This window comes from Hymenobacter glacieicola (assembly GCF_014640315.1).
Classification (GTDB): Bacteria; Bacteroidota; Bacteroidia; order Cytophagales; family Hymenobacteraceae; genus Hymenobacter; species Hymenobacter glacieicola.
The window spans coordinates 395,986-422,163 of record NZ_BMGS01000004.1 but is presented as its reverse complement, the minus strand read 5'-3'; the positions used below and the strand labels follow the sequence as shown (position 1 = coordinate 422,163).

Genomic DNA, 26,178 nt, shown 5'->3' with positions numbered 1-26,178 from the left:
TAAGAGCGCAGAACTCCGATAAAGTTTAACCGCAGCGCATAAAAGTATAAAACAAAGTTCACGCGCCGGGTTTCGAGGATGAACTCCTACCGGGGCAGGGTATTCAACAACTGTTCCAAACTGTATTCGTCCGGAATCAGAACCTCGCGGGCCTTACTGCCTTCAAACGGTCCGACGATGCCGGCGTGTTCCAATTGGTCGATTAATCGGCCGGCGCGGTTGTAGCCCAGCTTCAGGCGGCGCTGCAATAGGGAGGTGCTACCCTGTTGGTGCGTGACGATAACACGGGCCGCTTCCTCGAACATGGAGTCGCGCTGGGCCGGGTCGAAGTCCTCGGCATCGTTGCCGCCCCCGCTTTCCCCTACCACTTCCGGCAGGTGATAAGCATCGGGGTAGCCCTGCTGCTCGCCCACAAAGTCGCAGAGGCGGTCCACCTCGGGCGTGTCAATAAAGGCGCACTGCACCCGAATGATGTCGGAGCCCTGGGAAATGAGCATGTCGCCCTGCCCGATCAACTGATCGGCCCCGCCGGCGTCTAGAATGGTGCGGGAGTCGATTTTGCTGGTCACCTTGAAAGAAATTCGGCAGGGGAAGTTGGCCTTAATGATACCCGTAATAACGTTCACGGAGGGGCGCTGGGTAGCCACAATCAGGTGAATACCAATGGCGCGGGCCAGCTGGGCCAGGCGGGCAATGGGGGTTTCTACCTCCTTGCCGGCCGTCATCATCAGGTCGGCCAGCTCGTCAATCACCAGCACAATGAAGGGCATGTAGCGGTGGCCCTTCTTGGGGTTGAGGCGGCGCTCCACAAACTTGCGGTTGTACTCCTTGAGGTTGCGGCAGCCGGCGTCCTTGAGCAGGTCGTAGCGCCGATCCATTTCCATGCACAAAGAGTTGAGCGTGTTTACTACTTTCTTGGTGTCGGTGATGATGGGCTCCTCGGTGTCGGGCAGCTTGGCTAGGAAGTGACGCTCAATCTTGTTGAAGATGCTCAGTTCCACCTTCTTGGGGTCGACGAGCACGAACTTGAGCTGGCTGGGGTGGCGCTTGTAGAGCAGGGAAGCCAGAATCACGTTCAGGCCCACCGACTTGCCCTGGCCCGTAGCACCGGCCATCAGCAGGTGGGGCATCTTGGCCAAATCCACCACGAACACTTCGTTGGTGATGGTGCGCCCGAAGGCAATGGGCAAGTCCATTTCGGTGCCGATGAACTTGTCGGTGTTGAATACCGAACGGATGCTCACCATTTCCTTTTTGGCGTTCGGCACCTCAATACCAATGGTACCCTTACCCGGAATCGGGGCAATAATGCGGATACCCAGGGCCGCGAGGCTCAGGGCAATATCGTCCTCCAGGCTCTTGATTTTGGAGATGCGCACCCCGGCGTCGGGCACAATTTCATAGAGCGTAACGGTGGGTCCGATGGTGGCCTTGATGCTGGCGATGTTAATGCCGTAATGGCCCAGCGTTTCTACAATCCGGTCCTTGTTGGCTTCCAGTTCCTCCTTAGTTACCTGAGCTTTAGCTACTCCGTAGTCATTCAGTAGTTCAAGGGTAGGATACTGGTAGCGGGGCAGGTCGAGGGTAGGGTCGTATTCGCCGGTGGGCATGACCTCCTCTGCCTCATTTTCCTCGGCAATGGTGGCCATGTCGGCGCCGGCGGAGGGGTCCAGCTCGTGGGAAGAGGTAGTAGCATCTTCCACCTCAAACGACAAGCCAGCGGACACTACAGGGGCTGCGGCAACCAAGGGCGCAGCCGGGGCCGAGGGAGCCGGCAGCGGCGTATCGTCGTCCACCAAGTCGGCCAGGGAGAGCGGGGTAGGCACAGAGGACACCACTGTCGGCGCCGGCTGGGGCGCCACTTCCGCTGTGGGTATCTCAACCGAGAAGCTGGGGCCACTAGCTGGGGCGGCAGTGGTCAAAGCGGCCGCGGCAGCCCCCGTCAGGGACGAGCCAGCGCCGGTAGTTACGCTAAGGGGCAGGGCCGTAGCGGCCGCTAAGCCACCAGCACCTACTGTGGCGGCGGTGCTGGCCGCCATGCTGGTGGGTGGGCTCATTACCGGAGCCGCTACCGGGCCGGTGCGCAGGGGCTGGGTTGGGAGTTCGTCTTCCTCGTCCAGCTCATCCTCAGTGGGTGCTGCGGCAGCCAACGGCCCCACCCGCTTAAGGGTAATGCCCAGCGAGTCATCCTTTTCCTCCTCATCCTGCGGTTCAACGGCACTGGCAAAAGCAGAAGCCGGGGCCCGACGGGCCGGGGCGTACGCGGGCTCCTCATCTTCGGCCTCGTCCTCTTCCTCACCGGCGCTCCGGCGCAGGTTTAGGTTCAGGCTGGTTACGTTAAAGAAGAACACCACGAAGGAAATCAGCAGGAAAGCCAGCAGTAGCACCGTACCCCAGCCAATGAGGCTATCGAGCCAGTAGGCCGTTTCGTAGCCCACGCCCCCGCACAAAAAGTCGAGGCTGTGCGCCAAGTTGGGGTCTACATCGGGACTCTGAATGGTGAGCACCACGTAGCCCAGCAATACACTGAGCCAGAGCATGGTAAACAGGCACAGCGCCAGAACATAGGTAAAGGAAACCCCGGCGCGGCGGAACACAATTTTGTAGCCGATGAAAAAAACGATGGGAATGGCCGCGAAGGCCGCCACGCCAAAGCCCTTCTGAATCAGGAATTGCGCCAGCAGCGCCCCAATCAGGCCCAGCCAGTTGCCCGTTTCCTGACCCGCTTCCTTAAGTGGGGTGCGGCCCACGGTTTCCGTCACGCTCTGATCGGCGTGGCCCGTAAACAGGAAGGAAATAAAGGCAATGGTCAGGTAGATGGACCCGATCAGGAAGAAAAAGCCCAGGAACAGCTGAAACCGCCGGTCGCGCAGAAAGCCAAACAGCCCGCTCAGGTTCACGACGGGCAGCTTCAGGGGTTTGCGTGGCGCTTTGGGAGCCGCTGGCCGAGGTGAGCGGGCAGCGGGCTCGTTCCGACGCGAAGGCTCGGGTTCAGCAGGGCGGGAAGACGGGTTGCGGGCCGCGCGCGGCTCGCTCACGGGCCGGGGCTCGTTGGTACGGCCCGGAGCCGCGGAGGAGGATTGCTTGTAGGTATTTTTAGCCATTAGAGACACGCCAAAGACCAAATCTAGACAATTCCGGTGAGTAACCGAGTAGCCGGCCAATGAAGTAATTCCGGCATTAAATGGGCTTTACACCAGGCAAGAGGCAGGTGCTCAGCTAGTCAGTTCCGGACTTGGTACACCCAAATTCGCCAGTAAGCCCCCGGGGCCGTCCGGCTTTCCAGGAGTTGTAACCCACTGCGCGCCGGGTGCCGCAGCTTGGCCGCCGACAGTACGTAGCGCCCGCCCAGCCGGTGAAATGCCCGGGCATCGAAAGCCCACTCGTTTACTACCCGGGCCGGAAACGCGCCTACGCGAAAGTTCTTGCCCAACTCGGCCGAAAATAAGTAACAGCGGTTACCCCAGGCGTCGAAATAGGTTTGAAGGGCGGGACTTTTGGCCAGTTCGGCGGCAATCAGGGGGCGGAATTGCCGCTTGTACCGTAGGGGGTAGTTGTTCTGGTAGGCATCCAGCGTGTAAAAGCCGTTGAGCGTGGCTACGGCCGGCGCAAAGCCCAGGCAGGCTACCCGGTACTGCGCCGGCCGTTGGCCAGTACGGGCCTGGATGTCCTGTTGAATGCGGGCAAACAACGCGGGGGCCACGTAGGCGGCGTAGGTAGGCTCGGTGGCAGGCAGGCGGCCCAGCAGGCGGCGCACGTTCAGGGTCCACTCCGGGTTCATGCCCAGCCCGATTAGCAGCTGCAGCCCCACCAGCACCAGGGGCAGGCGGCCAGGCGGCAGGTAGCGTAAACTCAGCACGAGCACGCCAAACCACAGCAGGGGCGTAAGGAAGTGGATACGAGACAGGTTAAACGCCCGCAGCAGCGGCACTACCCGCTGCGCTACCCCTATTAGCTGCGGATAAAAACCACAGAACAAAGCCACTACCACCAAGATACTCAAGCTAAGCATCAACCGCTGAGCAAGCTGCTGCCGGGCGGGGCTGGCGGGCCGGTAAGCCAACGCCAGCCCCGCCGCCAGCAGGGGTGCGGCGCGCGGAAACAGGCCGGCGTGGTACTGGCCCAGCCCGAAGTAGCGGGCCGCCCCACTTAGCCCCGCCCCTACCCCACCGGGTGCCAGCCGGGCGTAGTCAAACTCAACCCGGTGCGAGACGAACTGCCGCTCAATCAGCAGGGAGTACACCAGCGGATACTCTACCAGCAAGTAGCTCAGGGCCAGCAGTCCTACTCCCAACACCGGCCGCCACGCTACCTGGCCGTACCGAACGGCGTCCCAGATCAGCACTAAGGCCGCCACGGCCAGCACGAACAGGCCCGTCAGCACCAGGCTCGACCAGAGTGCAAACCCTACCAGCATCAGCCAGTCAGACCAGTGGCCCCGGCCCCGGCGCAGGTTCAGCAGGGCCAGCACCACCCAGGGCTGGCCCAACACGGAAACTCCGTAGGCCGTGTAGGTAGGCAGCACGGCCCAGGCCAGCGCCAGCGCGGCACATAGCGTGGCCCGGCCGGCCCCGGGCAACCCGTAGCGGCGCAGCAGCAGGTACATGCCTACCAGGCCCGCCAGCCGCACGAGCAGCTCGTGCAGCAGGTAGGCCGGCAAAGGGTCCAGCAGCGCCATCAGGCCTACCAGGGGCTGCAAACCTGGGCGCAGGGCGTTGCGCGGCAACCCGTTCATGAGCCGCTCTACCACGGTAGCCGATCGGTAATCCAGCGCTTTGCCTTCTTGCAGCAGCGCAAAGGGCGGCGCCAGCTCCGTGTCGAGGTTATCGTCGATAAGAATGTAGGTAGCGCCCCGCGGGGCCACGTACACCAAGCTCAGGAGCAGAACCCCGACCACGGCCCACAACAGCGGACTATCCGACCAGATTCGAAACCCTGATTTCCTAGTATATTCAGACATAGAGCAGTAGGCCGTGCCGGCGGCGCAAAACTAAAATTTCCTTTTTTAAGCCTTGGCCTTACGATTCTCTAGCTGCGTTATATATGCTTCTCCCTATTTTCCCCTTCCTATGTACCACCGTTTACTCTCTGCCCCCGGCAGCCCTGATTTTTGTCAGATATACTATGACGAAGCGCATGATTGGCTTCGGGCAACTTGGACGGGGCTTGTGGGCCCTGAGCACGCCCAGCAGGGAGCTACCCTGGGGTTGGACATGCTGAAGCAACTGAACTGCCCCTACCTGCTCAATGACAATAGTCGCCTGCAAGGGCTCTGGTTTGACTCGTTGGAGTGGCTGGCTACTACCTGGGGCCCGCCAGCAGCCGAGGCCGGCCTGCGCTACGTAGCGCACATTGCCCAACCCGATGCCTTCGTGAATACCTGGTCGGCGGCTGACAGCAGGCGGCTCCTGTCGCAGTTTGAAATCCAGATTTTCGACCATGAGTACGAGGCCGTAGAGTGGCTGAGCAGCTGCCAGCGCCAGGTAAGATAAGCCAACGCCCGGGGGCATTGGGTAGGCTAGCTGCGCGGATGAAACTCCGTAATCACCTGGCGGAGGTAGTCCCGGTCGAGGTGGGTGTAGATTTCGGTGGTCGTGATGCTTTCGTGGCCCAGCATTTCCTGCACGGCCCGCAGGTCGGCCCCGCCCTCAATCAGGTGGGTAGCAAAGCTGTGCCGGAACGTGTGGGGGCTGATGCTTTTCTGAATGCCGGCTTTTACCGCGGCGTCCTTGATGATGTTGAACACCATCACCCGCGAAAGGCCGCTACCGCGCTTGTTCAGAAACACCGTATCCTCGTGGCCGGGCTTGATGTCGAGGTGGGCCCGGATGCCTTGCAGGTAGAAGCCCAGGTGCTTTAGCGCGTCGCGCCCGATGGGTACTAGCCGCTCCTTATTGCCCTTGCCCGTTACGCGCACAAACCCTTGGTCGGCGTACAGATTCGAGAGGCGCAGGCCGGTCAGCTCGCTTACGCGCAGGCCGGAGCTGTAAAGAACTTCCAGCATGGCGCGGTTGCGGGTGCCCTCGGGCGTGCTCAGGTCGATGCCACTGAGTACCTGCTCAATTTCGGGGTAGCTGAGCGTGTCGGGGAGCTTGCGGCCCGTTTTGGGGGCGTCCAGCGTGTCGGTGGGGTCCAGCGTGAGCATATCTTCCATAATCAGGAAGCGGTAGAAGGCCTTGATGCCCGAGAGCGTGCGCGCCTGCGAAGTAGCCGTCATGCCCAGGCCACCCAGCCAGGTCAGGAAGTCGCGCAGAATGCGGGTAGTCACCTGCTGGGGCGTGGCCGGCAGGTTTTCCAGCTCCAGGTACTGCCGCAGCTTGTGCACGTCGCGCACGTAGGCTTCCACGGAGTTAGCCGAAAGGGACTTTTCCAGCTGCAGGTAGCCTTCAAACTGTTTGAGCGCAATGGACCAGGTGGACATGGGCAGCGTGGGTGGGTAAGGAAATAGGTGGGGTAAAGGTAACGATGTCGGCAGCCCCGGTGCCAGCACTTGCATGCTAACCGGACTGTTTCGACGTTATCAGCGCAAATCAGCGTTACCCTTCGGTCGGCTCCGACAGGCTACTACCTTTGCGGCGCGGGTAGGCTTGGCCGGCGGCCCAGCTCTTACTTCGCGTCTTCTCCCCTTCTCTCCTATGCACATTCTGCTGCTCAACGGCCCCAACCTCAACCTGCTTGGCCAGCGCGAGCCCGGCATCTACGGCGCCCGCTCCTTCGAGGACTATCTGCCGGAGCTGCGCGAGGCATTTCCGCAGTTCACGCTGGAATATTTTCAAAGCAACCACGAAGGCGCCCTGATCGACAAGCTGCACGAGGTAGGCTTCACGTATCACGGCATTGTGCTGAATGCCGGCGGGTACACGCACACCAGCGTGGCCCTGGCCGATGCCATTGCTGCCATTGGCACGCCCGTAGTGGAAGTGCACCTGAGTAACCTGCACGCCCGCGAGGAGTTCCGCCAGAAAAGCCTTATCGGCCGTAACTGCGTAGGCAGCATCAGCGGCTTTAAGCTTGAAAGCTACAAGCTGGCCCTGCACTATTTCGACGGTCAGCGCCCCAGGCGGGTAGGGTTTAAAGTGTAAAACACGGAGATGGTGAACGGGTGAGTCGGGGGGCAACTTGCGCAAAACCGCGCCGTCTGCCCAGCAAACTCATCCTCTGGCCAGTTTTCCATCCCGGTATTTCACCGTCCTTTGCCTTTCCATTCCCTTAGTCTTTCCTTCCTATGTATACCTTCAATCCCGGCCCTTCGCAAGTGTACCCCCAGGTGCGTCAGTACCTTCAGGATGCCTTCGACGAAGGCTGGCTCTCGGCCCAGCACCGCGGCGAGCGGTTTGTGCAGCTTATGCGCCAAACCGTGCAGGAGCTGAAAAACAAGCTCAACGTACCCCAGGACTACACCGTGTTCTTTATGAGCTCGGCCACCGAGTGCTGGGAAGTGCTGGCCCAGAGCCTGACGCCTACCAAAAGCTTCCACCTCTACAACGGCGCCTTCGGGGAGAAGTGGTTTGAGTACGCCCAAGCGCTACGCCCCGAGTCGGCGGGCCTGAAGTTCGGCGTTGATGAGGTGCCGGATGTGTACAACCTGCCCGGCCTCGATGAGAAGACGGACCTGGTCTGCATCACCCAAAACGAAACCAGCAACGCCACCCAGCTGCGCGACGGGGTAGTGCTGAACATGTACAACCGCCTGCCCGGCAACGCCCTGCTGGCCGTGGATGCTACCTCCTCGTTGGGCGGCATTCAGCTCAAGTACATCAAGGCCGATATCTGGTACGCCTCGGTGCAGAAGTGCTTTGGCTTGCCGGCGGGCTTGTCCATCATGCTGCTCTCGCCGCGGGCCATTGAGCGGGTGCGCAAAATCAATGAGCGCCGCCACTACAACTCGCTGATGGCCCAGTACGAAAAGATGCTCAACTACCAGACTACCCACACCCCCAACGTGCTGGATATCTACCTGTTAAGCCGCACCCTCACCGACCGCCCCGCCATCAAGGCGGTGCACCAGCACCTGCAGGACCGGGCCAATAAGCTCTACGACTACTTCGACCAGGCTACCCAGCTTTCACCCCTGATTACCAACCCCGAGGCTCGTTCTACCACCGTTATCGGCCTGCAGGGCCCTGCGGCCCTGATTGAGGAAGTAAAGCGCCGGGCCCTGGCCCAGGGCCTGCAGCTGGGCAGCGGCTACGGCCCCTGGAAGCCTACCAGCCTGCGCATCGCCAACTTCCCGGCCATTCCCGACGCGGCCTTCGAGCAGCTGGTGCAGTTTTTCGCCCGCGAGTTTGCGTAAGGCAAAGGCGAAGTTGCGACAGGTGAAGTTGCGCCCAGACGCGCACCAGCCGGTTTTCGCAATTGTACCTCTTACCACCTCACCTTTCCCCTATGTTCAGCTTTAAGGAAATTGCTTCCGTCACGCTGACGCTGTTTGCCATCATCGATATTCTGGGTTCCATCCCGATTATCATCCAGATCCGGCAGCGCGAGGGCAAGATTCACTCGGAAAAGGCCACGCTGGTAGCCGGGGTCCTGATGATTGCCTTCCTGTTTCTGGGCCAGAGCATTTTATCCTTGTTCGGGGTTGACTTTCAGTCGTTTGCGCTGGCGGGTGCCATTATCATCTTCCTGATTGGGATGGAGATGATTCTGGGGGTAGAGCTGTTCAAGCACAATCCGCTCAGCGCCACGGGTTCCATCGTGCCGCTGGCGTTTCCGCTGATTGTGGGCGCTGGCACCATGACTACGCTGCTTTCCTTGCGCGCCGCCTACCAACTACCCAACGTGCTGGCTGGGGTGCTGGTGAACCTGGTGTTCGTGTACCTGGTGCTGAAAAGCTCGGCCTGGATTGAGCGTAAGCTGGGAAAAGCCGGCGAGGACATTCTGCGCCGCGTGTTCGGCGTAATTCTGCTGGCTATTGCCATCAAGCTGTTTAAAAGTAATTTTTAATTGATGTGGAGAAGGTGGGAAGTGTGGGGAGGGAGAAAACAATCTGCTTCCTACCTAGCAGGGCCATTTCCCTTCCTCATTCTTCCCATTCGCCACATTCTTCCCGTTTTCGCCATTGATTCACTTATTTACCGATGGCTCCTCGCGGGGCAACCCGGGGCCGGGCGGCTACGGGGCCATTCTGCGTTTTGGCCAGCACGAGAAAGAGCTGACCCAGGGTTTCCGCCTGACCACCAACAACCGCATGGAGCTGCTGGCCGTCATTGTGGGCCTGGAGGCCATTAACCGCCCTGAGCTGCCCATTACCGTCGTCACGGACTCGCGCTACGTGGTGGATGCGGTAGAGAAAAAATGGGTATTCGGCTGGGCCGCGAAGCCGGATTTTGGCAAGAAGGCCAACGAGGACCTCTGGCGGCGCTTCCTAAAAGTATACAAGCAGCGCAGCGTGCAGTTCCGCTGGGTGCGCGGCCACAATGGCCACCCCGAAAATGAGCGGTGCGACCAACTGGCCGTGTGGAGCGCTACCAAGGGCCCCTTGCTCACGGATGAAGGCTACGAGCTGATTGAAGCCAAGCGCGGGTAGCATGCCCAACGCCTACTTTCAGTTCAAGCAGTTTCGGGTGGAGCAGGGTGCCTGCGCCATGAAGGTGAGTACCGATGCCTGCGTGCTGGGCGCGGTGGCGGCCGTGGAAGGCGCGCACCGTCTGCTGGACGTTGGCACCGGCACCGGCCTGCTGGCCCTGATGGCCGCCCAGCGCAATCAGGCAGCTTTCGTGGAAGCCGTGGAACTGGATGCGGCCGCCGCGGCCCAGGCGGCCGCCAACTTCCGGTCCAGCCCCTGGCCTGACCGGCTGGTGGTGCATGCCCAACCCCTGGCCCATTTCGCGGCCACGGCTCCGGCACCCTTCGACCATATTCTCTGCAACCCGCCGTTTTTCCGCAACTCGCTCCGCTCCCCGGATGCCGGCCGCACCACGGCCCGGCATACAGCCGCTGACTCCCTGACGTTTGCCGAGCTAGCCGAGTTTGCCGCAACCTACCTCACGCCGGCCGGCCAGCTGACCGTGCTTCTACCCCCACCCGAAATGCAGCACTTCGCACAGGATGCGGCCAGGGCGGGGCTGCACCCGATTACCCGGCTGGTCGTGCACCACCGCCCGGGGAGCAAGGCGTTACGGCATATTACCAGCTTCGGGCGCCTAGCTGGGCCGGTACTGGAGCAGCAACTACTGTTGCACGAGGCCGATGACACGGTGTATTCTAGCCGGTTTCAGAAGTTATTGGCCCCGTTTTACCTGGGTTTGTAGGGCCGGAGGTCGCTAGTCGGGTAGTAGCTCCCGCAGGTGGGCCAGCTTCTGCTGGTGCAGGCGGTCGAGAAGGTCGGTGCGCAGGTGGGCAAACTCAGTAGCCGGATAATGCCGTAATACTTGCCCGTCAGCCAGCACGGTTATTTCGTCGCAAAGCTCGGTTAGAGAACCTAGCAGATGGGAAGTCAGCAGAATGCCTACCCCCTGGCTACGCAGGCGCCGGAGCAGCTCCATCACCAGCAGGTTGGTGCTCAGGTCGAGGCCGTTGAAGGGCTCATCGAGAATGAGGTAGCGGAAATTCTGTACCAGCAAAGCCAGCAGGGCCAGCTTCTTTTTCATTCCGGCTGAGTATTCCTCCGCATACTGATCCAGGGGTAGCTCCAGCAGGTAGTTCCAGGCGGCCAGATCGGGCACCGGGCGCCCCCGGGCTTGCAGGCAAAACTCCAGGTACTCGCGCCCCGTGATGCGCGGGTAGAAATACGGCTCGTAGGGTAGTAGCCCCGTGTGCTGGCGAATGGACAAGCCCGCCGTTTCGCGAATGGTACCGGAGTAGTCGGGATGCAAGCCATAGAGGCAGTGCAGCAGGGTGGTTTTGCCGGCGCCGTTGGTCCCCACTAGGCCGTGCAGGCTACCAGGCTGCAAGGTCAGGTCGATGTGCTCCAGGACCAGTTGCTCGCCGAAGCTCTTGCGCAGGCCGCGTATTTCAATCATAGCGGTAGAAAGCTAAGCGGCGGCGGCTTTGGAGCAGCAAGCCCAGCAAACAGGCTGCCAGCAGGGCCAGGTAGGCCGGGTTACTGCCAAGGATACAAAAGCCTACCACTACGGCCCCGGCCTGGGTGAGGCGAGCCAAGGTAACGTGAGGGTAGAAAGCATACTTAGCCATAAGTACCATGGTAACCACGAGCCCGCACCAGAGCAGCAGGCCGGCGCTGCCTCCTACCCCAGCCGGGCCCTGGGCCATAATACCAGCCAGCGGTGCCACCGTCAGCCCGAAGTACAGCAGCCCCCCCCTATCCGGTTGCGCAGCCACTGGCCGGGAGTGCGCAACACGGGCAGCAGCCAGGTCTGGGGCTCAGCGGGGCCGTAAATATCCAGCAGGAGCAGCAGCCAGCCTACCACGGCCAGCGCGGGGCCGGTGGCTGTGTGCCGGGTGGTAGCCGCTACGGCCAGCAGCCCTAGCCACGCCAGCCCCAGGCCCACGCGCCGGCCGCCACTCACCCATTCAAAGGCAGTGCTGCGAAACAAGCTGGGTTGGTGAGTTCGGCTGGCGCGGGCGGTGGCAGGTGGCACCAGCGCCACGGCAGCCGCCAGGACCACGGTCAGCGCAGCGGGCGCCAAACGGCCCCACACCAGCAGGAACAAAGCCGGCAACACGCTCAGCAAAGCATATTCGGTGGCCAGCCAGCGCCGAAAGTTCGGCGCCGTGAGCTGCAGAAACGTTAGGTCGGGGCGGGGGCGGTGCAGGCCCAGAACCATAGCCGCTACCACCAGCGGCACTCCCCAGGCCAGAAACGGGCTACTGGCAGCTACCACCAGCGCCCGCGCCCCGGCCAACGTCAGCAAGGCTCCCAGGACCAGCAGCCGCCACCAGCCCAACTCGCGCAGCAAGCGGCCCAGCACCCTGACCCGCAGGAAGAGGTAGTTTCGCATGGGCTCATCAACGCTGCCAGCCGCCATCTATTTTAAGGTACCCGTTTGAGGTGCTCCCCAATTTTAGCAGTCTGGCTTCTGAACGGGTAGCACACGCTCCTCCTCCACAAACTGAATAGCGTAGTCCTGGGCCAGCTCCGCCAGGATGGGCTCGTACAGCTCGGGCAAGGTGGGAATGACCACGCCCCGCTGCGTCAGCTGCCCCTGGGCCAGCCGCCGCACGGCCATTGCCACCGGCAAGCCCACCGTTTTGGCCATGGCCGTGTGCACGGTATCATCGCCTACTACCACCAGCGAGGAAGTAGCAACGTGAGCTTGACCATCCAGAGTAAACTCCACCAGATGCTGCATCACAATCATGTCGTGGTCAGTGGGTTGCAGGGCCCATTTTTCCGTCAGCAGACGCTCCAGCAGCTGGGCCGGAGTGGCATTGGGCACCCCAACAGGACGAGCCGTGAACAGGCCCAGCCAAGCCAAACGCTGTATTTCCGCCCCTTCGGGCGCCAGCCCGAGGTAGGCGGCTACCCGCGCCGGCAGGGCCAAGCCAGGCATTGCAGTTGGTAAATAGGCTTCAAGTAGCTCTGCCCACGTCAGATCCGCTGCGTTGCCCAGGTGCACGGAGTCGTCGGTGAGGCCCAGGCGGACCAGGGCGTGCCAGGCGGCGCAGTAGCCGGGGCGGCGCAGGGTTCCGCGCAGCATGGTCGGCACCTCGTGCAAGCCGTACGGAGCCCGGTAGCTGAGCGAATCCCGGTTGGCGTAGCCTTCAAACTCGCCCACGCCAGGCACTACCACCGCTTGGGTGCGGGCAAACAGCTGCTGGTAGGGAATGAAGCGCAGCCGGCCGGCCTCCACATACTTGGCCGTGCTCTGGCCCGCCAGCACTACGTTCCGGGGGTTCCAGGTGAATTTATATTTCCAGGGGTTGTCGCCCTCCGCGCTGGGAGCCAGCAGCCCGCCGCAGTACGATTTAAACGCGGTAATCTGCCCACCCCGCCGGCGGATGTCGGCCAGCAGCCGCATGGCCGACATGTGGTCGAGGCCGGGGTCCAGGCCGCACTCCATCAGGATGGTGATGCCAGCGGCCCGGGCTTCTTCATCCAGGGCCCCGATTTCCTCGCTCACGTAGCTGGCCGTAACCAAGTGACGGGCCAGCTGCACGCAGGCCCGGGCTACGGGGCCGTGGAGCAAGGCTGGCAGCATGGAAACCACAATGTCGGCGCCCTGCACCCGCTCCAGCAAAGCCGTTTCGTCCTGCATATCGAACGGGACGGCCTGGGCGTACGCCGCGTGAGCGTGCAACACGGGCGCCAGATGCGCTGGCTGCATATCGGCCACGGTCAGCTGCCAGTTTTCCTGGGGAGCGTGCTGCAGCAGGTACTGCAGAAGAGAGGAGGCCGAGCGGCCGGCACCAAGCAGCAGAATACGGGTCATAGGATGAAATGGATGGGCGAGGGAGTAGCAAGAAGCCGCCTACCGACGCAAGGCCGGGAAGCAAGGGCCAATATTAGAAATTTGCGCGGCAGCAGCTGGCAGTACGCTGAAGGCAAGGCCAACCGTCTGGGGTAGCATCGGCAACCTCGGTTGGAAGCCGCGGATGAGCAAATCTGGTATTTTTCCTGGGGCCTCCGTCGGCAAGTCAAAAATTCGTACATTCACCGCCCCTTTTCACTCCCCGGGGCCGCGCGTCGGTACCGGGCCGTTCTTCCCTTGCGCCCGATGGCCCAACCTCTCCACCTGACCATTACCGTTGACGTGGTGGCTTCCGAAGCCGACCTCACCCCTGCCGAAGCCGCCACCTGGCAGGCCGCCCGAGCTGCCACTGACCACGCCTACGCTCCCTACTCCCACTTTCACGTAGGAACGGCCTTGCTGCTGGATGATGGCACTATTTTCCGGGGTACCAATCAGGAAAACGCCGCCTTTCCCTCGGGCTTGTGCGCCGAGCGCACGGCCTTATTCGGGCTAGCTGCTACCCAACCCGAGCGGCGCATTCTGGGCATGGCCGTGGCCGCCCGCCCGGCCCAGGGCGAGTTTGTACCAGTTACTTCCTGCGGCGCCTGCCGCCAGGTAATGGCCGAGTATGAGCACCGGCAGCACCAGGCAATTCCGCTGTTGCTGCCCGGCCCGAATGGCAGCATCTATCGCTTCAACTCCCTGTCGGACCTATTGCCCTTCGGCTTTACCTCTGACGACCTCCCTCCCATCAAATAAGCGCCAGCAGACGGTGCCCAAGTCCGGCCTCGCCTGAAATGGCGCGGGTTAGATTCTGAGTGCATTGCTTAGCCCTTGCCTGTACTTGCCTTTTATGACTGCTCAGGAGCATCACCTGCCTGTTGTACGCACGGCCCGTTACTACCAACTGGGTGAGCTTTCAACGGCTACCCGTCGCGTGTGGGTAGTGGCACACGGTTACGGGCAGTTGGCGGCCTACTTTGTCCGGCACTTCGCGCCCTTAGTTGACGCCGACCCGACCCTGGTAGTGCTAGCTCCCGAGGGTCTGTCGCGCTTTTACTTGCAGGGCACGGGTGGCCGCGTTGGCGCTACCTGGATGACCCGCGAGGACCGCCTCGTAGAAATCAATGACTATGTGGCCTACCTCAATCAACTGCTGGCCGTGGTGCTACCCCAGGCGGCACCCGAGGTAACCGTGACGGTGCTGGGCTTTTCGCAGGGTGCCGCTACAGTAAGCCGCTGGCTAACCCAGGCCCGGTTTCGCCCGGTGCAGTTAGTGCTGTGGGCCGGCGCCTTTCCGCCCGACATGGATTTCGCCGTGGCCGCTCACCTTTTACGAGAACTGCCCGTAACCCTTGTTTGCGGGACCGAAGATGAATATGTAACAGAGGAAGCACTGGAGCAGCAACGCAGTTTTTTCCGCCGCGTCGGCGTCGAGCCTACCATCCGTCGTTTTGTCGGCAAGCATACGCTAAACGCCGCTGTGCTGGCAGAGCTGAACGAAGCTGAAATAGCTTTTCGACGGTAGCTCAGCTGCCAACCACTGAAAAAGGCCGCTTTGAAAGCGGCCTTTTTCGTTGGTTGATAAGTAGTGGTCTGTTTAACTCTCCTTGCGGATTGTAGCGGCAGCTCCCTGCGCGGCGGGCAAAATCAGGACTTCCGCAATGTTGACGTGGGCGGGCCGCGTGACCATGAACTGAATCAGGTCAGCGACGTCTTCGGCCCGAAGCGGTTCAAACCCTTTGTACACGCTAGCGGCCCGCTCGGTGTCGCCTTTAAAGCGAACCTCCGAAAATTCCGTTTCTACGGCCCCCGGGTTTACTTCCGCCACCCGAATATGGTGAGGCAGTAAGTCAAGCCGCATGCCTTTCGTTAGGGCGGCTACGGCAGCCTTCGAGGCGCAGTACACGTTGCCGTTGGCGTACGTCTCGTGGCCCGCAATGGAGCCGATGTTGATGATATGGCCCGAGTTACGCCGGATCATGGCAGGTAGCACCGCCCGACTCACGTAAAGCAGGCCCTTCACGTTGCCATCCAGCATATCATCCCAGTCCTGGGGGCTACCCTCCTGAATGGGTGCCAACCCATGGGCATTGCCGGCATTGTTAATGAGCACATCCACGTCCTGAAACGCGGCGGGCAAGCTCTGCACGGCAGCGTCCACCGCTGCCCGGTCGCGCACGTCAAACGTCAGCAGGTGGGTAGGGGCTCCCGCTAGCTCCTGTGCCAGTTCCTCCAGGCGCTCTAGTCGGCGGCCCGTTAGCACCAGCCGAAAGCCCGCCTTGCCCAACGCTACGGCCGTAGCCCGCCCAATGCCCGAGGAAGCCCCGGTGATAAATGCAGTTTTCGTCATGTGAAGAAAGTTTAACGCCCCGACCAAATATTCAGGTATAGGGTCACCGTGTTGCTTTTCATGCTCTGCAGGCTGCGGCTGTACACATCGGTGCCGGGCTTGTAGAGGTTGGTGAGGCCGTGGGAAAACCGAAGCTCCGGCGAGAACTTAAAGAACGGATAGAACAGGTCCATACCAACGCCGTACTCCAGGGCCACGTCGCTGCTTTGGGCCTGCAGCAGGTTTACCTCCGGGTCTTTGCGACGGTTTCCGATGTTAAAGCTCGGTTTCACGCCCCCGATGATGTACACCCGGGAGTTGCGCCGCCGCTGTGACTTCAGCTTAAACAGAATCGGTAGGTCAATCTGCGTGCTGCCAATTTCCTGATCCGCTATTTCCTCCGGATCGTTAGGACTACTAGGCGCGTAGCCGTAGCTATTAAACTCAATTCGGCGCGTCAGGAAGCTCACGCCGGGCGAGAAGTTCAGGGCCCCGTAGTCGCCAATCCGCAGGTCGCCGAGGAAGCCCACCGAAAAACCGGGACTGATGATGGAATTAGCCGATACGCCCTGGCTGGGGTAGCCGGGGGCCTGCTCAATCTTGTAGCGGGAAAAATGGGGCGCCACGTACATGCCTAGGTGCAGCCAGCGGCTGTCGTAGCCGGGCAAGTTGTCGACAGTCACAGACTTTACTTGCCCGTTACTGCCCCGGCTGGCGGAGCTGCGGCTTTTACGTTGGGCCTGGGCACCGAAGGGCAACGCTCCTAAGGCCAGCGCTAGCAGGGCTAGTCGGGTTACTTTTGAGCCGTGTAAATGGAGCTGATGCCGAACGTGAGGGGTTGCCATGCGGGAGAGTTAAAGCCGATTTTACGCAGAATAGCCAGAAAGTCCTGGCCATCCGGAAATGCCTGCACTGACTCAGGCAGGTAGGTGTAGGCGGCGCGGTCCTTGGAAATCAGCTTTCCAAACACCGGCAAAATATTCTTAAAGTAGAAGTTGTAGGCCTGCTTCATGGGAAAGGCCGTGGGTTTGGAGAACTCCAGCACCACCATTTTGCCGCCCGGCCGCAATACCCGATACATTTCGGCTAGCCCCTTTTCCAGGTTCTCAAAGTTGCGCACCCCAAAGGATGCCGTCACTGCATCGAAGTGATTGTCCGGGAACGGCAGGTTTTCCGAATCACCCAGTTCCAACTGAATCCGTTGGGTCAGGCCCTTCTGCTGCAATTTGCGCCTCCCTACCTCCAGCATCCCTTCCGAAATATCTACACCCGTAATCTGGGCATCGGGGGTAGCAGCCCGCAGAGTTTCGATGGCAAAATCGGCCGTGCCGGTGGCAATATCCAGAATCCGGGCGGGCCGCAGCTGCTTGAGCTCATCCACGGCCTTGCGGCGCCAGTAGATATCCGTACCCACGCTCAAGAAGTGGTTCAGGAAGTCATACTTGCCAGCAATGCTGTTGAACATCTGGGCCACCTGCGATTTTTTACCGGCGGCGTCATCTTTGTAGGGTACTACGGACATATTTCTCAGGGCGATGAACGAGGAAACGGGGGCGAAATTGCCCAAATACAACGGGCCCGCCTGCATTATGTTGAAAAAAAACGGGTCGGACTATTAGCCCGACCCGTTTTGCATTCTGAAAACAAACGATTAGTCGTTGTCCGTCTTCACTTTGGTTTTCGAACCATCAGCTTCCTTGGCTTTCGAGTCGATGGTACCGTCTTTGGTGACGGTCTTGCTCTTCTCGTCGTTGGCGCCTTTGGTTTTTACTTTCACTTTGTCGCTGTCCTCGTCCACCTTGGTTTTTACCTTGGTGCCGTCGGGCAGCTTAGCCTTGCTCTTGCCGGGCTGCAGGGGCACCGAAGTGGCCGTACCCGTGGTAGATGAGGAAGATGAAGAAGCGTTGGTAGTGCCGGCTCCTGCGCCAGTACCCGTGCCAGCACCAGCCGAAGGATTATTCAGGCGTGGAGCAGTGTCACCTTCTTTCACAATCACGCGGAACTCCACGCGACGGTTAAGCTGCATGTTTTCCGGCGAATCGTTAGCCGCCGCCGGGCGACGCTCACCGTAGCTTACCGTTACCATGCGCGTTTCAGCAATACCTGACTTCTTCAGGTAGTTATAAGCAGCATCAGCACGGTTCTGGCCCAGTACAATGTTGTACTCGTCGGTGTTACGTGAGTCACAGTGGCCCTCAATGGAGATATTCACTCCCGGGTTGGCCTTCAGGATGCTGCTGATATTGTTCAGCTCCGTAATCGACTCCGGACGCAGTTTGTACTTGTCTGTGTCGAAGTAAATCTTCTGGAACTGCACAAACTCTCTGCCCGTGGTATCCACGTAGTTCACGTAGAAATCTTTCTCAACAACAGTTGAATCGTTGGTAGAAATCGGAACAGCAAATTCTTGCGTCTCGATGTTCTTTCCATCTTTCGATACAGCTACCTGATAGGTACGACCCGAAAGCACATTGACCTGATAGTCACCAGTTTCTGGCTTGGTTACATCACGGTAGCTCAGTGCAGTTTTATCAGCCTGGGTGCCGCTGAACACCAATTCTACACCGGGAATAATGGTGCTGTCGCGTGAGGACAGTACCCGACCCCGGATAATGGCATTCTTGATGTAGTTAATAGTATAAATGTCCTTCTCACCGTAGCCACCAATGCGGTACGAGGACAAGTAAGCGTAGCTACCGTCGGGGCTCAAGCGGTAATAGGTATCATCATCAGGCGTGTTGACGGGGTAGCCCATGTTCTCGGGACGGCCCCACTTATTGCCCACTGAATCCCAATCCGACTTGAAGATATCGTAGCCACCCATGGTGTTGTGACCACGCGATGAGAAGTACAACGTCTTGCCGTCCTTGCTCAAGTAAGGGCTGTCATCGTCATATACCGTGTTAACGGCGTTACCGAGCGTTTTAGCTGGGCCCCAATCGCCACCTGGCTGACGAGTAGCGTAGTAGATATCCAGCGTCCCTTCTTCAGAGAATTTGCTGGTAGAGAAGTAGATTGTTAAGCCATCTGGAGTAATGAAGGCGTCTGATTCAAAAGCTTTAGAGTTGATATTGTTGTTCAGCTTCTTAGGAGCTGTCCAATCACCACCGGCCTTCTCCGTGTAGAAAATGTCCCCATTTTCATCCTGCCGGTACATAAGCATTTTGGTGTCGTTGTCGAACACCTGGATAGAGGCATCGTGGCCCTTGCCGTTCAGTACACCGCTCAACGAACGGGGCTTTTCCCAGTTCTCGTCGTCAACCCGCTTGGCTTCAAAGATGTCTTCGAAATATTCGCCATCTGAAGCCAGATTACCACCTTTTTTACCTTCGGCGTTGCCAGCTCCCGTTACGTTTTCACCGCGCGAGGTGAAAAGCAACAGCTTATCATCACCGGATATTACAGGGCTGTGCTCCGAGTAGGGAGTGTTGATAGTAGGGCCCAGATTTTTTACAAAAATATCCTTAGGGCTGTTGAATTGCACTTTGGCATTCTTGCTGTGCTGAATCAGCTGGGCTAGCTCCTTCTTGCGGGTATCCTTGCTTTTCAGCGTCGCGTTGTACGCCTGGAAGTGGGCAATGGCCTCATCAAAATTGTAGTTCAGGTGATCTACCCGGCCCAACCAGTACTCTACATCTTTTGATACGTTCTTCTTTAGACGCTGCGCCTTATAGATATAATCGCTGGCTTTTTCTTTGTCGAAGGACATATAGGCAATACCCGCCCGGAACAAAGCCTGTGCATTATTAGGCTCTTTGGCCAACACCTGCTCATAGTAAGGAATGGAGGCCCGATAGTTCTCTTGTGAAAAGAACTTGTTAGCAGTCTTCAGTTGCTTGCGTGTGCTTTGAGCCAGGGCAGGCTGGGCCATAGCAGCCGTAAGCGCGAAGGCGCACGAGGCTTTCAATAACCTTCTGACTAAATTGTCCATTGTTGGAGGGTTTAGGGAAATAAGGAGTTGCAAAGGAGGAGTTGAGAAATGCCATACACCGGCTGTGCAGGCAGTTTTTCAAGAGTTGCCTCTTATACTGAAAACCTGCCTTAGGGTTGAGGCAGGTGCGGCAAAAAAGCGCGACTGATGTGAGATAAGCACCATCAGTCTTGCCAATTTACCCGGACATATTGCCTTTGCGCTTGACAAACGGCGGGCAAAGATAGAAATTTTATAATACGACCTTAGCCGCATCCAATTCTTCAAAATACTTGAAAATGAAGGCTAAAAGAGGTAAAGAATCCTAATTCCATACTTCACCTTTGGTCGCTACTGACCGCACAAATATAGTCTGACTACTTAAACTACAAGGTTTTTCTCCAAAAAATTATGAATTCATCCGGTACCCGCTGAATATCTACCTTTGTATTTCTGCTGACCATTTACCTATGAATATCCAGGAAGCAAAATTTCTGATGAGCAATTCTCGTCTTGAGGATTGTCCGCCCCCTACGCTCCCGGAGTATGCCTTTATTGGCCGCTCCAACGTGGGCAAGTCTTCCCTGATTAATATGCTGACGGGGCAGAAAGGTTTGGCAAAAACGTCTTCGCTACCAGGCAAGACGCAATTAATCAATCACTTTCTTATAAATAATAATTGGTATTTGGTTGATTTACCCGGCTATGGTTACGCTCGCGTAAGCAAAGATTCGCGGGTGAAATGGGGCCGAATGATTAATTATTATTTACGCAAAAGAGAAAATCTGGCCTGCGTATTTGTGCTGCTAGACTCCCGCCATTCTCCTCAGGCAGTTGATCTGGAATTTATGGAGCAGCTCGGAGCCGAGGGAATCCCCTTCGTGATGGTATTTACGAAGGCCGACAAACAATCCGGCTCGCGCACGCAGCAAAACGTCGTAACCTACCTGCAGACTATGCAGCAAAGCTGGGATGAAGTACCCCGGCATTTTATCACCTCAGCCGAGGATAAGACGGGGCGGGAAGAGATTCTACAGTTTATTGCCGACGTAAATCAACAGCTCGCGCAAGAGGCCGATAATGCGTAAATTGGCCCCGTAATTGCCTGGTTGCGGCCGGGCTCTACCACTGGGCATTTTCTGTCTTTCTTCGCTTATTCCATGAAAAAATTCACCATCCTGCTGGGTATGGGCCTGCTGGCTTGTTCTACCGCGGCTGTGGCTCAGAAAACCAAAGTAAAGATCAAAACCGATGGCCCGGTTCCTGAGGCTGCCGCCGCTCCCACCGACGCGCCTGCTCAAACAGCCCCGGCACATGCGCCTAAGGCCATTCCGGTAGCGGAGTACTACCAGGGCGGACAGGAGGCCATGTATGCCTTCATCGAAAAGGAGTTGAAATACCCCATCATGGCCCGGCGTAACCGCATTCAGGGCCAGTGCATTGTGAGCTTCACGCTGAATACCGACGGCACCATGTCGGGGATTAAGCTAGTGAAGAACATTGGTGGTGGCTGCGGGGAAGAAGCCCTACGGGTGGTACGCCTGCTGAAGTTCAACAAGCCCGATTACGCCATTCTGACCAGCCTGCCTATCACCTTTAAGCTGCCCGCGCCCGGCCAAGCTGCCGCAACTGAGTAACTTCGCACTTTCCAATAACTGCTTTTTCTTATGCCCTACGACCTGAAGGAAGTTGCCGCCATCAGCGGAATGCCCGGTCTGTACCGCCTCGTGAAACCAACCCGCGCAGGCGTTATCATTGAAGCCCTCGACGAGAAAGGCACCCGCTCGGTGGCCTCCGCCCGCAACAAGGTGTCGCTGCTCCAGGAAATTTCCATTTATACCCAGGACTACGACCAGACGGTGCCCCTGTCGGAGGTGTTTGACCGCATCCACCAGAAGCACGGCGCCGAGCTGGCCCTGACCCATAAGTCGGACGACCGGGACCTGACGGCCTTCATGGGCGAGATTATTCCTGACTACGACCGGGACCGGGTGTACATGTCGGACATCAAGAAGCTGGTGCAGTGGTACAACACCATTAGTAAGCGCCTTGAGTACCAAGCGCCTGCTGAGGAAGAAACCGCAGCCCTGGAGGCAACCACTGCCGAGCAGCCCACACCAGCTCAGAAGGCTACTAAAAAGACCGAGGCTGAGCCCACTGCTGACGAGGCCATGAGCACGGCCGGTATTATCCCAGCCGCCGAAGAAACCAACGCGGCTGGCAACCCGGAAGCCGGTGAAACCAAGCCCGCCAAAAAGACCAGCAAGAAGAAAGCCGAATAGCTTTTTTGTTGATTACATAGAAAAGGCCGCTCAGGAAGCTGAGCGGCCTTTTCTATGTAGTTGGTTTATGACCGGCTACGCCTTAAGAACGGCATCGTTGGCGAATTCGGGGGCCAGAAACTCCTCTACTTTCTCTACCATTTCTGAGGAGCCAATAAACAAAGGGCACCGCTCGTGTAGGTCGTGGGGCTCAATCTCCAGGGTTCGGCGGCGGCCGTTGCTGGACTTACCGCCGGCCTGCTCCACAATGAAGGCCAAGGGGTTACACTCATACATGAGGCGCAACTTACCATTAGGGGCTTTCTTGGAGGTAGGATACATGTAAATGCCACCCTTCAGCAGATTCCGGTGAAAGTCAGCCACCAGGGAGCCAATGTAGCGGGCCGAGTAATTCTGATCCTTGCAGTAGGCTACAAAGCCCTTCATACCCTCCGAAAACGACTCGGATACTCCTTCGTTAACGGAGTAGATGGCCCCCGATTTAGGCGTCTGAATGTTGGGGTGCGAGAGGAAGAACTCGCCCAGGGAAGGCTCATAGGTGAAGCCGTTTACGCCGTTGCCGGTGGTGTACACGAGCATGGTACTGGAGCCGTAAATCACGTAGCCGGCCGCTACCTGGTGGGTGCCAGTTTGGAGGCAGTCCTGGTGCGTTCCGTCGTTGCCGGTGGGTGACACGCGGCGGTAAATGCTGAAGATGGTACCGATGGATACGTTGACATCAATATTCGAGGAACCGTCCAGGGGGTCAATGGCTACCACGTACTTACCCTGCATGTTGCCGGTCTGAATCATCTCATCGTCTTCCTCCGAAATGATGGTGCACACCTCGCCGCCGTTGCGCAGAGCCCGGATAAAGCGGATATTGGCAATAACGTCGAGCTTTTGCTGGTCTTCGCCTTGCACGTTGCGGTTACCATAGGCCCCGGCTATATCAATCAGGCCCGAGCGGTTGATTTCCCGGTTTACAATCTTCGCGGCCAGGGCTATATCGCGCAGCAGCTGGGAAAGCTCGCCGGTGGCATACGGAAAATCTTCCTGCTTGCGCATGATGAAGCGGTCCAGGGTGGTGCCAACGGGCAGGGCCAGCTTGTCGTGGTTTGTCATGGGGTGGAAAAAGGATGCGGGTGGGAAAGGCCAAAATTAACCAATTTGCCGAAGTAGCCTGAGCGAAATTTCGCTACCAGGTTTTCGCGCCCCTTCTCCACGTGCAATTTTCTGGTTTTACTAGGCAAAACGACGCTTGGCCCTACATTTGGCTCATGCAGTACCCGCTTCCTCTTCGGATTTTCAAGTTCGGCGGCGCCTCCGTGAAGGATGCCGCGGCCATTCGCAACCTGGTCCGCATCGTGCAGGAACACGGCAGCAGCAGCCAACTGCTCATCGTGGTTTCGGCCATGGGCAAAACCACTAATGCTCTGGAAGAAGTGTATCAATTGGCGCAGGCCGGGCAGGACTACTCCGAGCCACTGGCCGCCATCTGCGACTTTCATCAGCGGGTAGCGCAGGAACTGGCGGTAACCGGGGGGGCAGATGATCCGCTTGAAGGCCCGCCTACCCTAACTAACTTACTGGAACAAGTGCAGGATAAGCTGTCGACCCTTACTGCAGGGGAATTCGACAAGCAGTACGACCAGATAGTGAGCTTTGGAGAGTTGCTGGCGACGCTGATTGTAGCCCAGGCCTTGGGCGCGCATTGGCTCGACTGCCGCCCCCTGTTGCGCACGGACCACACTTGGCGGGAAGGCCGCGTTGACTGGCCGACCACGGAGCGCAACCTGCGGGCCACCCTACCCGAGGCGCTAAGCCGCGGACCGGTAGTAACGCAGGGTTTTTTGGGCGGCACGGCCAGCGGCTACACTACCACTCTGGGCCGGGAAGGCTCCGACTACACGGCCGCCATCTTCGCGTATTGCCTCGGGGCCGAGTCGGTGACGATTTGGAAGGATGTGGCTGGTTTGCTTAACGCCGACCCGAAAATCTTCGCCGATACGGTACGCTACCCCGAGGTTAGCTACCAGGAAACCATTGAAATGGCGTACTACGGGGCTTCCGTCATTCACCCCAAAACCATTAAGCCCCTGGCCGTGCGCAGGATTCCGCTGCTGGTAAAGTCGTTTCTGGACCCAGCGGCCGAGGGTACGCGCATTCATGACTGCCGCCACGGACTGCTGGCCCCGGCCTTTATCCGCAAAACCAGCCAGTGCCTGATTTCCTTTGAGTCGAAGGATCTGACCTTCATTTCCGAGGAAAACCTGGAGGTAATTTTTGGGGCCCTGGCCCACGTGCGGCTTAAAATTCACCTGATGCAGAACTCGGCCATCAGCTTTTCTGTATGCACCGATTTCTCGGCTTACCGGCTGGAAAAGCTGCTGGAAACCCTACGCGGGCAATTTACCATTCACTATAACACCGGGCTGGAGCTTTACACCATCAAGAACTACGATGCGGCCAGTATCCGGCGCCTCACGGAAGGGCAGGAGCTACTGCTGGAGCAGCGCACCCGCCAAACCTTTCAGTTTGTGTGCCGGGCACCCGAAAACGTGCCGGATCGGCTGCTCTAGCAAGTCTGACTTGTTGCCTGGTAATAAGCGGCAGCATGCTAGCGGGCCGCTGCCGGCGGCACGTGCTGGCACACTGAAAAAGGCTGACCTGCTCGTTTCTAGAGCGCTGATTTAGAAACCCTCCATAAGCCGCCTACCTCACAATGGGCCAGGGAAACCTTGCCCGCTGGAAACAATTTTGTCCTGCTGCACCTTATACGCGTATCTTTGCGGAGAATTATTCTTGTCTGGTGGCTCTCTCTACTGATCATTTTTCCCCTTCTCCCGACGCGGCACACCTCCGGGCCCGACTGTCCCAGGCTGGCCTGCGGGCTACCCGCCAGCGCCTCGTGATTCTGGAAAGCCTACTTACGCTGCCGGGCCATCCCACCGCCGAGCAGGTGCACCGGCAGGTAGTGCGCCAGGAGCCGAGCATTTCCTTAGGCACGGTGTACAAAGCCCTCGATTCCTTTGTGGCCGCGGGCCTGACCCGGCGCGTAGCGGCCGCCGAAGGCACCTCCCGCCGCTACGATGCCGACTGCACGGAACATCATCACCTGTTCTGTACCGATACGCAGGAGATTATCGACTACTGCGACCCGCAGCTCGACACCCTGATTCGTGAGTTCTTCGCCGCCAAAGGCCTGCAGAACTTTCAGCCCCACTCCTTCTCCCTGCACATTACGGGTAGCAAGCTGGCCAACAAATAGGTGGCCGGCAGCTAGCCTTTCCGCCCTGTTTACCGCGCTTTTCTGCTCGTTTCCGGCTTTTGGCTACCCCTTCTTAGTTCCTAGTCCCTTTTTCACTTCATTACCAAACTCATGGCAGTTCTCGTAGGTAAGCGCGCTCCTTCTTTCAAAGCCACCGCCGTTATTGACGGCGAATTCGAGGAGGATTTCTCTCTCGACCGTTACCTGGGCAAGAAGCACGTTATCTTCTACTTCTACCCCGCCGACTTTACGTTCGTGTGCCCCACCGAAATCATTGCCTTCCAGGACCGCCTGGCAGATTTCGAGGCTAAGGGGGTTGCCATCGTAGGCTGCTCCACCGATACCCATTTCTCCCACTTCGCCTGGCTGCAAACGCCCCGCGACAACGGCGGCATTCAGGGTGTTACCTACCCGCTGGTAGCCGACGCTACCAAAACCATTGCCGCTAACTACGACGTGCTCGGGGGCCATTACGACTACAACGAGGCCGGCGAAATGACCTTCGTTGGCTCGCCCCTCGCCTACCGCGGCTTGTTCCTGATTGACAAGGATGGCATTGTGCGCCACCAGGTAGTAAACGATGGGCCGCTGGGCCGCAGCATCGACGAAGCCATGCGCATGGTGGACGCCCTGCAATACTTTGAAGTAAAAGGCGAAGTATGCCCTGCTAACTGGGAAGAAGGCAAAGAAGCCATGTCTGCTACCCGCGAAGGCGTGGCGAACTACCTTGGTAAGCAGTCTGCTCACTAAGTTTTCGGACCCTGTTAAAACAAAAGCCCCGGCCCGTTGGCCGGGGCTTTTTTGGTTATGGTGCGGCGGCCGGACCGGAACCCCGTACTTTTGCGGCGCGGTTGCGCCCAGCAGCCCGCGGCAGCGGCTAGCGTATGGTAGGTTGCGCGCGGTTTTTAGTTCGGCGCCGTAGTTTCGGCCTTAGAGAAAGTGCTGGCTGCTTTTTCGGGGCGGGAGCTGTCCAGCTTCCTTGTGGTATTTTGGGGCTGTTTCACTTGACACCTGACTTTCGACGTTGCTTTTCCTTTATTCCATTGTTC

26 protein-coding genes are annotated in these 26,178 nt (G+C 58.8%); 14 read left to right on the top strand and 12 right to left on the bottom strand.

The features are described 5' to 3' along the window. Positions 1-86 precede the first annotated feature (86 nt). Together IEW18_RS09750 and IEW18_RS09745 are read right to left on the bottom strand one after the other, a co-directional pair. Positions 87-3,104 carry an FtsK/SpoIIIE family DNA translocase gene (locus IEW18_RS09750; RefSeq protein ID WP_188557647.1) on the bottom strand — a complete coding sequence of 1,006 codons (3,018 nt, stop codon included), beginning with the start codon at positions 3,102-3,104 and terminating at the stop codon, positions 87-89. A gap of 119 nt (positions 3,105-3,223) precedes the next feature. Then, positions 3,224-4,960, bottom strand: a complete 1,737-nt coding sequence (locus IEW18_RS09745; RefSeq protein WP_188557646.1) for a DUF6044 family protein — start codon at positions 4,958-4,960, stop codon at positions 3,224-3,226. 109 nt (positions 4,961-5,069) lie between these two features. On the opposite strand from IEW18_RS09745, the gene IEW18_RS09740 reads away from it, so the two are divergent. Continuing rightward, the gene (locus tag IEW18_RS09740; RefSeq protein ID WP_188557645.1) at positions 5,070-5,492 is read left to right on the top strand and encodes a hypothetical protein; all 423 of its coding nucleotides are present in this window, start codon (positions 5,070-5,072) and stop codon (positions 5,490-5,492) included. A gap of 26 nt (positions 5,493-5,518) precedes the next feature. On the opposite strand, the gene xerD is transcribed toward IEW18_RS09740, so the two are convergent. Continuing rightward, a complete protein-coding gene (xerD, locus tag IEW18_RS09735; RefSeq protein ID WP_188557644.1) occupies positions 5,519-6,421 on the bottom strand; it encodes a site-specific tyrosine recombinase XerD in 903 nt (300 codons plus the stop codon). A gap of 214 nt (positions 6,422-6,635) precedes the next feature. On the opposite strand from xerD, the gene aroQ reads away from it, so the two are divergent. The 5 genes from aroQ (at position 6,636) to IEW18_RS09710 (ending at position 10,253) form a co-directional block, all read left to right on the top strand. Beyond that, the gene (aroQ, locus tag IEW18_RS09730; protein ID WP_188557643.1) at positions 6,636-7,082 is read left to right on the top strand and encodes a type II 3-dehydroquinate dehydratase; all 447 of its coding nucleotides are present in this window, start codon (positions 6,636-6,638) and stop codon (positions 7,080-7,082) included. A 143-nt stretch (positions 7,083-7,225) separates the two neighbouring features. After that, complete coding sequence (locus tag IEW18_RS09725; RefSeq protein WP_188557642.1) at positions 7,226-8,293, top strand: aminotransferase class V-fold PLP-dependent enzyme; 1,068 nt, start codon at positions 7,226-7,228, stop codon at positions 8,291-8,293. 92 nt (positions 8,294-8,385) lie between these two features. Then, complete coding sequence (locus IEW18_RS09720) at positions 8,386-8,946, top strand: MarC family protein (RefSeq protein WP_188557641.1); 561 nt, start codon at positions 8,386-8,388, stop codon at positions 8,944-8,946. Between the two features lie 115 nt (positions 8,947-9,061). Then, positions 9,062-9,529, top strand: a complete 468-nt coding sequence (gene rnhA, locus IEW18_RS09715; protein ID WP_188557640.1) for a ribonuclease HI — start codon at positions 9,062-9,064, stop codon at positions 9,527-9,529. A gap of 1 nt (position 9,530) precedes the next feature. Next, positions 9,531-10,253, top strand: a complete 723-nt coding sequence (locus IEW18_RS09710; RefSeq protein ID WP_188557639.1) for a tRNA1(Val) (adenine(37)-N6)-methyltransferase — start codon at positions 9,531-9,533, stop codon at positions 10,251-10,253. Positions 10,254-10,265: 12 nt separating this feature from the next. Here IEW18_RS09710 and IEW18_RS09705 read toward each other — a convergent pair whose 3' ends face one another. The 4 genes from IEW18_RS09705 to IEW18_RS09690 form a co-directional block, all read right to left on the bottom strand. Then, positions 10,266-10,964, bottom strand: a complete 699-nt coding sequence (locus IEW18_RS09705; protein ID WP_188557638.1) for an ATP-binding cassette domain-containing protein — start codon at positions 10,962-10,964, stop codon at positions 10,266-10,268. Beyond that, the gene (locus IEW18_RS09700) at positions 10,957-11,235 is read right to left on the bottom strand and encodes a hypothetical protein (protein ID WP_188557637.1); all 279 of its coding nucleotides are present in this window, start codon (positions 11,233-11,235) and stop codon (positions 10,957-10,959) included. Before IEW18_RS09700 ends, IEW18_RS09705 begins: the two co-directional genes overlap by 8 nt. A 2-nt stretch (positions 11,236-11,237) precedes the next feature. Further along, the gene (locus tag IEW18_RS09695; protein ID WP_188557636.1) at positions 11,238-11,903 is read right to left on the bottom strand and encodes a hypothetical protein; all 666 of its coding nucleotides are present in this window, start codon (positions 11,901-11,903) and stop codon (positions 11,238-11,240) included. Between the two features lie 63 nt (positions 11,904-11,966). Continuing rightward, on the bottom strand, positions 11,967-13,334 hold the full coding sequence (locus tag IEW18_RS09690) for a saccharopine dehydrogenase C-terminal domain-containing protein (protein WP_188557635.1): 1,368 nt from the start codon (positions 13,332-13,334) through the stop codon (positions 11,967-11,969). A gap of 285 nt (positions 13,335-13,619) precedes the next feature. Here IEW18_RS09690 and IEW18_RS09685 point away from each other — a divergent pair, with 285 nt between their 5' ends. Together IEW18_RS09685 and IEW18_RS09680 are read left to right on the top strand one after the other, a co-directional pair. Then, the gene (locus IEW18_RS09685) at positions 13,620-14,114 is read left to right on the top strand and encodes a cytidine deaminase (protein WP_188557634.1); all 495 of its coding nucleotides are present in this window, start codon (positions 13,620-13,622) and stop codon (positions 14,112-14,114) included. A 94-nt stretch (positions 14,115-14,208) separates the two neighbouring features. Next, entirely contained in the window at positions 14,209-14,883 is a 675-nt protein-coding gene (locus IEW18_RS09680; RefSeq protein ID WP_188557633.1) for an alpha/beta hydrolase, read from the top strand. 72 nt (positions 14,884-14,955) lie between these two features. On the opposite strand, the gene IEW18_RS09675 is transcribed toward IEW18_RS09680, so the two are convergent. The 4 genes from IEW18_RS09675 to IEW18_RS09660 all read right to left on the bottom strand — a co-directional run bounded on the left by IEW18_RS09675 (position 14,956) and on the right by IEW18_RS09660 (position 19,558). After that, positions 14,956-15,708: an SDR family NAD(P)-dependent oxidoreductase gene (locus tag IEW18_RS09675; RefSeq protein WP_188557632.1), complete on the bottom strand. Its 753-nt coding sequence runs from the start codon at positions 15,706-15,708 to the stop codon at positions 14,956-14,958. Between the two features lie 11 nt (positions 15,709-15,719). Further along, positions 15,720-16,532, bottom strand: coding sequence for a type IX secretion/gliding motility protein PorT/SprT (gene porT / locus IEW18_RS09670; RefSeq protein ID WP_188557631.1), 813 nt, complete (start codon positions 16,530-16,532; stop codon positions 15,720-15,722). Next, complete coding sequence (gene ubiE, locus IEW18_RS09665; RefSeq protein ID WP_188557630.1) at positions 16,481-17,209, bottom strand: bifunctional demethylmenaquinone methyltransferase/2-methoxy-6-polyprenyl-1,4-benzoquinol methylase UbiE; 729 nt, start codon at positions 17,207-17,209, stop codon at positions 16,481-16,483. Before ubiE ends, porT begins: the two co-directional genes overlap by 52 nt. 129 nt (positions 17,210-17,338) lie before the next feature. After that, entirely contained in the window at positions 17,339-19,558 is a 2,220-nt protein-coding gene (locus tag IEW18_RS09660; RefSeq protein ID WP_188557629.1) for an OmpA family protein, read from the bottom strand. A gap of 509 nt (positions 19,559-20,067) precedes the next feature. Between IEW18_RS09660 and yihA the strand changes: the two genes are divergently transcribed. The 3 genes from yihA (at position 20,068) to IEW18_RS09645 (ending at position 21,879) form a co-directional block, all read left to right on the top strand. Beyond that, the gene (gene yihA, locus IEW18_RS09655) at positions 20,068-20,685 is read left to right on the top strand and encodes a ribosome biogenesis GTP-binding protein YihA/YsxC (RefSeq protein WP_188557628.1); all 618 of its coding nucleotides are present in this window, start codon (positions 20,068-20,070) and stop codon (positions 20,683-20,685) included. A gap of 72 nt (positions 20,686-20,757) precedes the next feature. After that, positions 20,758-21,234, top strand: a complete 477-nt coding sequence (locus IEW18_RS09650) for an energy transducer TonB (RefSeq protein ID WP_188557627.1) — start codon at positions 20,758-20,760, stop codon at positions 21,232-21,234. A gap of 30 nt (positions 21,235-21,264) precedes the next feature. Further along, on the top strand, positions 21,265-21,879 hold the full coding sequence (locus IEW18_RS09645; protein WP_188557626.1) for a DUF5606 family protein: 615 nt from the start codon (positions 21,265-21,267) through the stop codon (positions 21,877-21,879). A 75-nt stretch (positions 21,880-21,954) separates the two neighbouring features. Here IEW18_RS09645 and fbp read toward each other — a convergent pair whose 3' ends face one another. Continuing rightward, on the bottom strand, positions 21,955-22,983 hold the full coding sequence (fbp, locus tag IEW18_RS09640; RefSeq protein ID WP_188557625.1) for a class 1 fructose-bisphosphatase: 1,029 nt from the start codon (positions 22,981-22,983) through the stop codon (positions 21,955-21,957). 155 nt (positions 22,984-23,138) lie between these two features. On the opposite strand from fbp, the gene IEW18_RS09635 reads away from it, so the two are divergent. The 3 genes from IEW18_RS09635 (at position 23,139) to IEW18_RS09625 (ending at position 25,879) form a co-directional block, all read left to right on the top strand. Continuing rightward, positions 23,139-24,440 (top strand): aspartate kinase, encoded by a 1,302-nt coding sequence (locus IEW18_RS09635; protein WP_188557624.1) that lies wholly within the window; start codon positions 23,139-23,141, stop codon positions 24,438-24,440. 230 nt (positions 24,441-24,670) lie between these two features. Next, positions 24,671-25,129: a Fur family transcriptional regulator gene (locus IEW18_RS09630; protein WP_188557623.1), complete on the top strand. Its 459-nt coding sequence runs from the start codon at positions 24,671-24,673 to the stop codon at positions 25,127-25,129. Between the two features lie 111 nt (positions 25,130-25,240). Further along, entirely contained in the window at positions 25,241-25,879 is a 639-nt protein-coding gene (locus IEW18_RS09625) for a peroxiredoxin (protein WP_188557622.1), read from the top strand. Positions 25,880-26,178 lie beyond the last annotated feature (299 nt).